At 72.0% G+C, this 11,152-nt stretch carries 10 protein-coding genes; 7 read left to right on the top strand and 3 right to left on the bottom strand.

The window, feature by feature from the left end:
• The first annotated feature begins 51 nt into the window (after window positions 1-51).
• From DDQ41_RS01780 to DDQ41_RS01770, 3 genes are all read left to right on the top strand, one after another.
• Window positions 52-753, top strand: coding sequence for an HAD family hydrolase (locus tag DDQ41_RS01780; protein ID WP_109292857.1), 702 nt, complete (start codon window positions 52-54; stop codon window positions 751-753).
• Between the two features lie 469 nt (window positions 754-1,222).
• On the top strand, window positions 1,223-1,882 hold the full coding sequence (locus tag DDQ41_RS01775; RefSeq protein ID WP_109292856.1) for a hypothetical protein: 660 nt from the start codon (window positions 1,223-1,225) through the stop codon (window positions 1,880-1,882).
• A gap of 59 nt (window positions 1,883-1,941) precedes the next feature.
• Entirely contained in the window at window positions 1,942-3,528 is a 1,587-nt protein-coding gene (locus DDQ41_RS01770; protein ID WP_109292855.1) for an ABC transporter substrate-binding protein, read from the top strand.
• A 216-nt stretch (window positions 3,529-3,744) separates the two neighbouring features.
• On the opposite strand, the gene DDQ41_RS01765 is transcribed toward DDQ41_RS01770, so the two are convergent.
• Window positions 3,745-4,416 carry a response regulator gene (locus tag DDQ41_RS01765; protein ID WP_017945425.1) on the bottom strand — a complete coding sequence of 224 codons (672 nt, stop codon included), beginning with the start codon at window positions 4,414-4,416 and terminating at the stop codon, window positions 3,745-3,747.
• Between the two features lie 120 nt (window positions 4,417-4,536).
• Entirely contained in the window at window positions 4,537-5,307 is a 771-nt protein-coding gene (locus tag DDQ41_RS01760) for a RecB family exonuclease (protein WP_109292854.1), read from the bottom strand.
• Between the two features lie 384 nt (window positions 5,308-5,691).
• Between DDQ41_RS01760 and DDQ41_RS01750 the strand changes: the two genes are divergently transcribed.
• The 3 genes from DDQ41_RS01750 (at window position 5,692) to DDQ41_RS01740 (ending at window position 8,798) form a co-directional block, all read left to right on the top strand.
• Window positions 5,692-6,939 carry a site-2 protease family protein gene (locus DDQ41_RS01750; RefSeq protein ID WP_109292853.1) on the top strand — a complete coding sequence of 416 codons (1,248 nt, stop codon included), beginning with the start codon at window positions 5,692-5,694 and terminating at the stop codon, window positions 6,937-6,939.
• 43 nt (window positions 6,940-6,982) lie between these two features.
• Window positions 6,983-7,870, top strand: a complete 888-nt coding sequence (locus DDQ41_RS01745) for a tRNA (adenine-N1)-methyltransferase (protein ID WP_109292852.1) — start codon at window positions 6,983-6,985, stop codon at window positions 7,868-7,870.
• A 334-nt stretch (window positions 7,871-8,204) separates the two neighbouring features.
• Entirely contained in the window at window positions 8,205-8,798 is a 594-nt protein-coding gene (locus DDQ41_RS01740) for a hypothetical protein (RefSeq protein WP_109292851.1), read from the top strand.
• Between the two features lie 29 nt (window positions 8,799-8,827).
• Here DDQ41_RS01740 and DDQ41_RS01735 read toward each other — a convergent pair whose 3' ends face one another.
• The gene (locus DDQ41_RS01735; RefSeq protein WP_109292850.1) at window positions 8,828-9,106 is read right to left on the bottom strand and encodes a ferredoxin; all 279 of its coding nucleotides are present in this window, start codon (window positions 9,104-9,106) and stop codon (window positions 8,828-8,830) included.
• A 256-nt stretch (window positions 9,107-9,362) separates the two neighbouring features.
• Between DDQ41_RS01735 and arc the strand changes: the two genes are divergently transcribed.
• Complete coding sequence (arc, locus tag DDQ41_RS01730; RefSeq protein ID WP_109292849.1) at window positions 9,363-11,129, top strand: proteasome ATPase; 1,767 nt, start codon at window positions 9,363-9,365, stop codon at window positions 11,127-11,129.
• Window positions 11,130-11,152 lie beyond the last annotated feature (23 nt).

Here is an 11,152-nt window from a genome sequence, read left to right as displayed (position 1 = left end):
CGGTCGCCCGAATTGGCGGCCGGCCTGCGCGTCCCCGATGGAGGTGTCCGGATGACCAGTACGGTCCCCGTGTCCCTGGCCCGTACGGCGGGCGGTTCCGCCCTCCAGGCCGTGTTCCTCGACATGGACGGCACCCTCGTGGACACGGAGGGTTTCTGGTGGGACGCCGAGCGTGAGGTCTTCGCCGATCTCGGACACGAGCTGGACGAGGCGTGGCGTGACGTGGTCGTGGGTGGCCCGATGACGCGGAGCGCCGGCTACCTCATCGAGGCGACCGGTGCCGACATCACCCTGGCCGAGCTGACCGTGCTGCTCAACGAGCGCTTCGAGCACCGCATCGCCCGCGGTGTGCCCCTGATGCCCGGGGCCGAGCGGCTGCTGGCCGAGCTGGCCGCGCACAACGTGCCCACGGCCCTGGTCTCCGCCTCCCACCGGCGCATCATCGACCGGGTGCTCGCCTCCGTGGGCCGCGACCGCTTCGCGCTGAGTGTGGCGGGGGACGAGGTGCCCCGTACCAAGCCGCACCCCGACCCGTATCTGCGCGCGGCCCGGGGGGTGGGCGCCGACCCGTCCCGCTGTGCCGTCATCGAGGACACGGCCACCGGGGTGGCCTCCGCCGAGGCGGCCGGCTGCCGGGTCGTGGCGGTGCCGTCCGTGGCGCCGATCGCGCCCGCCGACGGCCGGATCGTCGTGGGCTCGCTCGAAGAAGTGAATCTGCCTTTTCTGCGCACACTGATTACGCGGGTGAACTGAATCTCTCACCGAGCGTGCAGGGGAATATCCGCCGGTACCAAGGGCGGTGAACCGTGTAGTTTCCGTGACCATCCATCTTTGGTGATGTTCGTCACGCGTGCCTCTGCATAAATAGCGCGACCATGACAGTGCCGGTCCGATGTGCGGTGATTCGGGTAGGCCTATGTGTCCCCATTGGTGGATGCGTGTACGAATCATTCCGGCGCGTGAATATCGACTCCGCGCCATGTCCGCTCATCGCCGCGCGGCTCCCGACTCGGGCCCGGTCCGGCGTTCCCGGCTCAGCCACTAATCTCGTCGCGAGAGCTTCGCCGCACCACCGCCGTGTCACGGGGACCACTTTCGTCGCCGTGTCCGCAGGACCGATCGCCCCTGTTCCGGCCCGATCCCACCGCCCCGAACGGGCGGCCGCGGCGGAGCATCCCGCAACCGCTGCACCCCAGTGAGGGACCGAGGGAGAAAGTCCAGGATGGACCGCAAGACACTGGTGCTGCCGGCCCCGGCAGGCCTGCTCGCCCCGGTGCCCGCCGCCCGGGGCGCGGCGTCCGGCGTGCCGGACGGAGGCGACGCCGTCCGGACCGCGGACCGGTTCGTTCCCGGCGGCGGGACTCCCCCGCTCCTCGGCCGCGCCTCCGCCTGCGGCGGTGCCTGGAAGGCGCCGCGCCGGACCGTGCAGACGCCGACGCGCATCACCCGCGGCGGCCGGCCGGTGCCCGCGGCGGCAGCGCGCCCCGAACTCCCCGGCACCCGCAGCCGGTCCGACCGCCTTCCCACACGGCAGCGGGGTGACTGCGCCCTCCACGGCGCGGGCCGGTTCCCCGGCCTCCCGGGCCCGGACGGCCGCATCGCCCCGTTCCCGGACGAGGACGACGTCCTCGGTATCCCCTACGTGAGCACCGCCGCGCGCAATCAGCTCATTCCCGAGTCCCGCCGCAAGGCCGACCGCAGTGCCGCCGTCCTCCCGTCCGCCGGACTCCGGGGCGTCGTCGCCGACGACGCCCCGGTGCCGCCGCGACGGCAGGGCCGGCAGTACGTCGTCGCCGCCCGGACGGACGCCGACGGAGCCACGAGGACGCTGGACGCCTCCTCCGGCCTCCGGCTGCGGGAACCCGAGCGCGGCACCGCCTGACCCTTCATGACCCGGTCGCGAAGGGCGCGGCCGGAAACGAGAGCAAGAGGCAAGGTTCTGTGAAGGCACGATTCAAGCGCACGACGGCGCCGCTGGCCGCGGGGCTGTCCGCCGTACTGCTGGCGGGCTGCGGCTCGGAGCAGGGCGACGGGTCCGACGGAGACGGCCTCCGCGTCGCCGTCGGCATCTCCGACGACGTCCTCGCCACCGACCCCGCGGACGGTTACGACCCCGGGTCCTGGCTGCTGTTCAACAACGTCTTCCAGTCCCTGATGAGCTTCCCCAAGGGCGGATCCACCCCGCAGCCCGAGGCCGCGGAGAAGTGCGGCTTCACGAGCGGCAGCACGGTCTACCGCTGCACGCTGCGCGAGGGCCTCAAGTTCAGCAACGGCAACGACCTGACCTCGAAGGACGTGAAGTTCTCCTTCGAGCGCGCGCTGCGGATCGGCAGCGACTCCGGGCCCGGCCCGCTGCTCTCCACCATCGACGGCATCGAGACGCCCGACGAGCGCACGGTCGTCTTCAACCTGAAGGTGCCCGACGCCACCTTCCCGAGCAAGATCGCCTCGGGCGCGGGCTCCATCGTGGACCACCGCGAGTACGAGGCCGACTCCCTGCGCACGGACGGCAAGGCCGTCGGTTCCGGCCCGTACCGGCTCGACTCCTTCAGCAAGCAGCGGGCCGTCTTCTCGGTCAACTCCGACTACCAGGGCAACGCCCAGGTCCGCAACAGCGGCGTCACCCTGACGTTCTTCCGCGGTGACCAGAAGGGCCTCGGCACGGCCCTGAAGCAGGGCGACGTCGACGTCGCCTACCGAGGCCTCACCGCCCAGGACATCGACGGGCTTCAGGCCTCGGTGGAGGCCGGCCGGCAGGGCATCGAGGTCGTCGAGGGCAACAGCGCCGAGGTCCAGCACCTGGTCTTCAACATGGACGATCCGGTCGCCGGCAATCTCGCCGTCCGCCAGGCGTTCGCCTATCTCGTCGACCGGGACGCCCTGGTCCGCGACGTCTACAAGGGCACCGCCGAGCCACTGCACTCGATCGTGCCCGCCGGCATCCCCGGTCACAACACCGCGTTCTTCGACCGCTACGGCGGCCAGCCGCAGCCGGAGAAGGCCCGCAAGGCCCTGCGCGAGGCGGGCATCGAGGACAAGGTGGAGATCACCCTCTGGTCCACCCCGAGCCGCTACGGCCCGGCCACCGACCTGGAGATGGCCGCGATCGCGCAGCAGCTCAACCAGAGCGGCCTGTTCGAGGCGGACGTCGAGTCCGTCGAGTTCGAGCAGTACGAAAAGGGCATCCAGGCGGGCGAGTACGGCGTCTACGTCAAGGGCTGGGTCCCCGACTACCCGGACGCCGACAACTTCACCCAGCCGTTCTTCGGCGACGGCAACGTCCTCGGCAACGGCTACGAGAACAAGCAGATCACCGGCAAGATCATCCCGGAGACAGCGGCCGTGGCGGACCGCTCCTCCACCGGTGACAAGTTCGCCAGGCTCCAGGACATCGTCGCCGAGGAACTGCCGATCCTCCCGCTGTGGCAGGGCAAGCAGTACGCCGTCTACAACGGCGACATCACGGGCCTGGAGTGGACGCTCGACGCCTCCACGGTCTTCCGCTTCTGGGAGATCAAGAAGGGCTGACGCCCGCCTCCGCCCGCCTCCGCCCGCCAGCGGTCGCCTCCGCTCGTCAGCGGACGTCCCCGCCCGCCCGCGGCCGGGCCCGGACACACCGGGCCCGGCCGGGCCGCACCGGGACGGCCCCCGGAGCCGAGTGCTCCGCGGGCGTCCCGCCGTGCCGGAGCGCCCGCGCAGGGCTTCCGCGCCCGGTGCTTCCGCGCCCGGTGTTGCCGCGCAGGGCTACTGAGCCCCGGGGCGCACCAGTCCGCTCTCGTACGCGTAAACCGCCGCCTGGACCCGGTCGCGCAGGCCCAGCTTCGTCAGGACATGGCCCACATGCGTCTTCACCGTCGTCTCGCTGACGAAGAGGTCCGCCGCGATCTCCGCGTTCGACAGGCCGCGGGCCACCAGCCTGAGCACCTCGAGTTCGCGCTCGGTCAGGGTGTGCAGCGTGTCCGGCATCGGCTCCTCGCCGGAGGGCAGATGGCCCGCGTACTTGTCCAGCAGCCGGCGGGTGATGCTGGGCGCGAGCATCGCCTCGCCCGCCGCGACCACCCGGATCGCCTGCACCAGCTCGTTCGCCGGGGCGTCCTTCAGCAGGAAACCGCTCGCACCCGCACGCAGCGCCTCCACGACGTACTCGTCGAGGTCGAACGTGGTCAGCACCAGCACCTTGGCCGGTCCGTCCCGCTCCGGGCCGGTGATCTGGCGCGTCGCCTCGACACCGTCCATCCGCGGCATCCGGATGTCCATCAGCACCACATCGGGCTGAAGCGCCCGCACCTGGTCCAGGGCCTGCAGCCCGTCCCCCGCCTCACCGACCACGGCGATGTCCTGCTCGGCCTCCAGGATCATCCGGAAGCCCGTGCGCAGCAGCGGTTGGTCGTCGACGAGCAGGACGCGGATAGCCACGGGATCTCCTCAGGCAGTACGGGACCGGGACCATTCTGCCCTGCCCGCGCCGGTCACCCCGCGCCGGTCACCCCGCGCCGGGCGGCCCGCCCGGTGCCACCCCGCCGGTCACCCCGCGCGTCACCCCGCAGGGACCACCGGCAGCGGGTACACCGGCGGCGTGCCGCCGAACTCCGGGCACCGGGCCCGGTGGTCGCACCAGCCGCAGAGCTTCGTCGGGCGCGGCCGCCACTCGCCGGTCTCCGTGGCCCGCACGATGGCGTCCCACAGCGCCAGCAGCTTGCGCTCCACCCGCTCGAGGTCCGCCGGCAACGGGTCGTACGTGAGCACCTCGCCGCTGCCCAGATACACCAGTTGGAGCCGCCGCGGCACCACGCCCTTCAGCCGCCAGACCACCAGGGCGTAGAACTTCATCTGGAACAGCGCGCCCTCGCCGTACTCGGGGCGGGGCGCCTTGCCCGTCTTGTAGTCGACGATCCGCACCTCGCCGGAGGGAGCCACATCCACCCGGTCGATCACCCCGCGCAGCCGCAGCCCCGACTCCAGCTCCGTCTCCACGAACAGCTCGCGCTCGGCCGGCTCCAGCCGGGTCGGGTCCTCCAGCGAGAACCAGCGCTCGACGAGCGCCTCCGCCTCGGACATCCAGCGGGCCAGCCGCTCGCCGCCCTCGTCCCGGGCGAACAGCTCGGCCAGCTCCGGCCGCGACTCCAGCAGCCGGTTCCACTGACCGGGAACGAGGGCCCTCGCCCGGAGCGGCGTGCGCTCCGCGGCCGGCGCGTCGAAGAGCCGCTCCAGCACCGCGTGCACCAGCGTGCCCCGGGTGGCCGCCTCGCTCGGCTTCTCCGGCAGCCGGTCGATCACCCGGAAGCGGTAGAGCAGCGGGCACTGCATGAAGTCGCTCGCACGCGACGGCGACAGCGACACCGGCGGCCGCCCCTCCCGCACCGGGGCCGGGCCCTCCGGCGGGGCGGGACGCCCGGCACGGAGCCGCGCCGGAGCGGGCGCGCGGCCGGCCGCCGGGCCGCGCGTCCCCCGGAGGGCGGGCGGACCCCGGCGCCGCGCGGCGCCCCGGCGGCGGTGGCCGGCGTCTCCCCGGCGGGCGGCGGCGTCGGCTCGGGGCGCGGCGGGCCTTCCGGAACGGGCGGCTGACTCGTACTCATGACTCAGACCCTACGGCCCGCCACCGACAGCGAGCGGCATACCATCGACGGCAGACCCTGCCGCACTGCATGATCGAGCGAGCGACGCCTCGCGACGAAGGGAACCCGGGAACCCGTGAAGAACGACGAGGAGAGCGGCGGGCGCGAGCGCGCCCGGCCCGGCACGGGGGCAGCGGACCCCGGCGGCGGAAAGCGGGACCGCCCGGCGGAGCCGGGCGGCGGCATCCTCATGGGCCGCCCCTTCGGCGTACCGGTGTACGTCGCCCCGAGCTGGTTCCTGGTCGCGGCCCTCATCACCTGGGTGTTCGGCGGGCAGCTCGACCGGGTCCTGCCGGAGCTGGGCGGCGCCCGCTACCTCGTGTCGCTGTTCTTCGCGGTCGCCTTCTACGCCTCCGTGCTGGTCCACGAACTGGCCCACACCGTCGCGGCACTGCGCTACAAGCTCCCCGTGCGGCGCATCCAGCTCCAGTTCTTCGGGGGCGTCTCGGAGATCGAGAAGGAGTCGGAGACCCCGGGCCGGGAGTTCGTCCTCGCCTTCGTCGGACCCCTGCTGTCACTGGTGCTCGCCGCCGTCTTCTACGCCGGAATGCGGGCCGTGGAGCCCGGCACCGTTCCCGGCGTGCTGCTCGCCGGCCTGATGATCTCCAACCTCATCGTCGCCGCCTTCAACCTCCTCCCGGGGCTGCCGCTGGACGGCGGCCGGATGCTGCGCGCCGTCGTGTGGAAGATCACCGGCAAGCCGATGAGCGGCACCGTCGCGGCCGCCTGGGTGGGCCGTGCCCTCGCCGTCGCCGTACTGGTCGGCCTGCCGCTGCTCACCCACACCGGCGCCCTCGGCAACTCCACCGAGGACATCGGCGGCATGGAGACCGTCACCGACGCCCTGCTCGCCGCCATCCTCGCCGCGATCATCTGGACCGGGGCGGGCAACAGCCTGCGCATGGCGCGCCTGCGGGAGCACCTGCCCGAACTGCGGGCCCGGGCCCTCACCCGGCGGGCCGTCCCGGTGGCCTCGGACACACCGCTGTCCGAGGCGCTGCGGCGCGCCAACGAGGCCGGTGCCCGCGCCCTCGTCGTGGTCGACGGGCACGGCGACCCGACGGCCCTCGTCCGCGAGGCCGCGATCGTCGGGGTCCCCGAGCACCGCCGCCCCTGGGTCGCCGTCGGCGGCCTCGCCCAGGACCTCGCCGACGGCATGAGGGTCCCGGCCGAACTCGCCGGCGAGGCGCTCCTGGACCGGCTGCGCGCGAACCCGGCCTCCGAGTACCTGGTGGTGGAGGAGACCGGCGAGATCTACGGAGTGCTCTCCACGGCGGACGTCGAGCGCGCCTTCGTGTCGGCGATGGCCCGCCCGGGCCCCTGACCGCGTGGCGAAGAGGGGTTCGCGCACCCCATACACTGGTCACATGTCCGAACCGACCGGTGCCGCCCGCCGTCGCGGGCCCTTCGAGGTCGGGGACCAGGTCCAGCTCACCGATCCCAAGGGACGCCACTACACGTTCACGCTCGAGGCCGGGAAGAACTTCCACACCCACAAGGGTTCCTTCCCGCACGACGAGCTGATCGGCGCCCCCGAGGGCAGTGTGGTCCGAACCACGGGAAACGTCGCCTACCTCGCGCTGCGCCCCCTGCTCCCCGACTACGTCCTGTCCATGCCCCGCGGCGCAGCCGTGGTCTACCCCAAGGACGCGGGGCAGATCCTGGCCTTCGCCGACATCTTCCCCGGGGCGCGCGTCGTGGAGGCGGGGGTCGGCTCCGGCTCGCTCAGCGCCTTCCTGCTGCGTGCCATCGGCGACGACGGCATGCTGCACTCCTACGAGCGCCGCGAGGACTTCGCGGAGATCGCCAGGGGCAACGTCGAGCGCTACTTCGGCGGACCGCACCCGGCCTGGACGCTCACGGTCGGCGACCTCCAGGACAACCTCTCCGACGCCGACGTCGACCGCGTCATCCTGGACATGCTCGCGCCCTGGGAGTGCCTGGAGGCCGTCTCCAAGGCCCTGGTCCCCGGCGGCATCCTGTGCTGCTACGTGGCGACGACCACACAGCTGGCGCGGACCGTCGAGTCCGTCCGCGAGACCGGGTGCTACGCCGAGCCGCAGCCGTGGGAGTCCATGATCCGCAACTGGCACGTCGAAGGACTGGCCGTGCGCCCGGACCATCGGATGATCGGCCACACCGGCTTCCTGGTCACCGCCCGGCGGCTCGCGGACGGCGTGGAGCCGCCGATGCGGCGCCGCCGGCCCGCCAAGGGCGCCTACGGCGAGGACTACGAGGGCCCGAACAAGGGCTGAGAGCCCGTCAGGGTCCGCCCGCCCGGCGTCCGTCCCGCGTCACCTGACCCGTGCCGTCCCGCATCCGTCCCGCATCCGTCCCGGGTGAGGGGCGGGTGAGGGGCGGGCGCGTTGCCGCAACGGGGGCGGACCGCCGTTCAGTTCCGGCCGCGGCCGGGGAACTCGGCGGCGGCCGGGCCCCGTTGGCCCTCCCGGCGGTCCGCCGGGGTGTCCGCCCCGCCGGTTCGCCCCGGTCGGCTCTCCGGCCGGTTCGCACCCCGCTGTTCCCGCACCCTGTGACGTGTGGCACCATGCGGGGCACCCACCGGAACCGCCGCCCACAGGAGACGCCTCGGTGCAGACCTCCGCAGTCCCGGACCTCGCGCACAACCATGCCCGCCCGGTCCACTGGCTGGCCACCGCGACGGCGATGGCGGCGGTCGTCGCCGCCGCGGGACTGCTCCAGCCGGACCGTGCCGGAGCGGGCCAGACCGGGGGGCGGGAGACCACCGCCGCCACCGTGCCGGCGCCCGGGGCGACCGGAGTGCCGCTGCCCCTGGAGTGCGGCGGGGCCCCCACCGTGGTGGTGGAGCAGGCGACGGGGGACCTGGACGGCGACGGCGGACCGGAGGCGGTGGTGGCCGCGCGCTGCGAGGCCGGGTCCGGCACCCCGCCCAGCGGGATCTACGTACTGGCCCGGTCCCGTACCGGGGAGGCCCGCGTCGTCGCCACCCTGCTTGAGCCCGCGCGCCGGCAGAGCGCCGGCGGGCTCGCGGTCCGTGACGGAGCCGTCACGGCCGTCCTCCTCGGCTACTCGTCGCCGGACGTGCCGCGCTGCTGCCCGGACCGGCGGCAGACGGTCAAGTGGCGGTGGAGCGGGGGGAAGTTCACCGAGTCCGCGGAGGACGCGGAGGACGCGGAGGACGCCGACGGCACCTTCGGTGGGTGAGGCGTCACCCTCGGTACGCGCCGGGCGGGCTACCCGGCGTCCGGCCCGTACACCTCGACGCCGTCCGCGACGCGGCGTACGTGGATGCAGTCGCCCGGGCACTCCTTGGCCGAGTCGATGACATCGGTCAGCAGCGGCAGCGGTACGGGCGTTGCCGCGCCCGGTTCCTGCAGCAGCTCGTCGTCGGCGCCCTTGACATAGGCCAGGCCGTCGATGTCCAGCTCGAACACCTCGGGCGCGTACTGGGCGCAGATGCCGTCGCCGGTGCACAGCCCCTGGTCGATCCAGACTTCGAGAGCCTCGTTCATGTCGCCTGCCGTTCCTGCGCGGTGTGCATCGAGCCTGTTGTATCAATACCGGCCAGCCCTGACGGGTGTTGACCGTTCCGACCATACAACCGCCCGCTTTCCGATGTTGATGGGTGGGTATTCCCCTGGCGTGAGGGAGAGCGCAAGGGTGAAGATCGGACACGCCCCTACCGTCTTTGTGATCTAGGGGTTTCAATCACCACCAGCCCAGGTAGGGTCAGGAAGCGTCCAGCTCCCCTTGGAGGAGGTGAGGACCGTGGCAGCCCACGACGACGACAACAACCGCGGCTTCCGGCCGGGGCGGGGGTCTGAAGACCCCGCCGGCCAGGTCGCCTATCTCGAGCAGGAGATCGCCGTCCTGCGCCGCAAGCTCGCCGACTCTCCGCGCCATACGAGGATTCTCGAAGAGCGGATCGTCGAGCTGCAGACGAACCTGGCCGGCGTGTCCGCGCAGAACGAGCGACTGGCGAACACGCTCCGTGAGGCCCGAGACCAGATCGTGGCCCTCAAGGAGGAGGTCGACCGGCTCGCGCAGCCGCCGGCCGGCTTCGGTGTCTTCCTGCAGACCAACGAGGACGGCACCGCCGACATCTTCACCGGGGGCCGCAAGCTCCGGGTGAACGTCAGCCCCGGCGTCGAGCCCGAGGGGCTCCGGCGCGGCCAGGAGGTCATGCTCAACGAGGCGCTCAACGTGGTCGAGGCCATGGAGTTCGAGCGCACCGGGGACATCGTCACCCTCAAGGAGGTCCTCGAGGACGGCGAGCGCGCCCTGGTGATCGGGCACACCGACGAGGAACGGGTGGTACGGCTCGCCGAGCCGCTGCTGGACGTCACCGTCCGCCCCGGCGACGCCCTGCTGCTCGAGCCCAGGTCCGGGTACGTGTACGAGGTCGTGCCCAAGAGCGAGGTCGAGGAGCTGGTCCTCGAAGAGGTCCCGGACGTCGACTACGGCAAGATCGGCGGCCTCGGCGGCCAGATCGAGATGATCAGGGACGCCGTCGAGCTCCCGTATCTCCACCCCGACCTCTTCAAGGAGCACGAACTGCGGCCGCCGAAGGGCATCCTGCTCTACGGCCCGCCCGGATGCGGCAAGACGCTGATCGCGAAGGCCGTCGCCAACTCCCTTGCCAAGAAGGTCGCCGAGGTGACCGGCCAGCCCGCGGGGAAGAGCTACTTCCTCAACATCAAGGGCCCCGAGCTCCTCAACAAGTACGTCGGCGAGACCGAGCGGCATATCCGCCTGGTCTTCCAGCGTGCGCGCGAGAAGGCCGGCGAGGGCACGCCCGTCATCGTCTTCTTCGACGAGATGGAGTCCCTCTTCCGCACCCGGGGCTCCGGTGTCAGCTCGGACGTCGAGAACACGATCGTCCCCCAGCTGCTCGCCGAGATCGACGGTGTGGAGGGCCTGGAGAACGTCATCGTGATCGGCGCCTCCAACCGCGAGGACATGATCGACCCCGCGATCCTGCGGCCCGGCCGGCTCGACGTCAAGATCAAGATCGAGCGTCCGGACGCCGAGGCGGCGAAGGACATCTTCGCGAAGTACCTCACGCCGTCGCTGCCGCTGCACGCCGACGACCTCTCGGAGCACACCGGCTCCAAGGAGGCGGCCGTCCAGGGCATGATCCAGTCGGTCGTGGAGCAGATGTACGCGGAATCCGAGGAGAACCGCTTCCTCGAGGTCACGTACGCCAACGGCGACAAGGAAGTCCTGTACTTCAAGGACTTCAATTCCGGCGCCATGATCCAGAACATTGTCGACCGGGCGAAGAAGATGGCCATCAAGGCATTCCTGGACCACGACCAGAAGGGACTCCGGGTCGCGCACCTGCTCCAGGCCTGCGTCGACGAATTCAAGGAGAACGAGGACCTGCCGAACACCACGAACCCGGACGACTGGGCCCGGATCTCCGGAAAGAAGGGCGAGCGGATCGTCTTCATCCGCACGCTCGTCACCGGAAAGCAGGGCGCGGACACCGGACGCTCCATCGACACGGTGGCGAACACCGGTCAGTACCTGTAGATCGCGGCCCGGCTGCGGATGTC

This window comes from Streptomyces spongiicola (genome assembly GCF_003122365.1).
In the GTDB taxonomy this organism is placed as follows: domain Bacteria; phylum Actinomycetota; class Actinomycetes; order Streptomycetales; family Streptomycetaceae; genus Streptomyces; species Streptomyces spongiicola.
The sequence above is the reverse complement of the archived record's forward strand: the minus strand, read 5'-3'. Positions and strand labels throughout refer to the sequence as shown.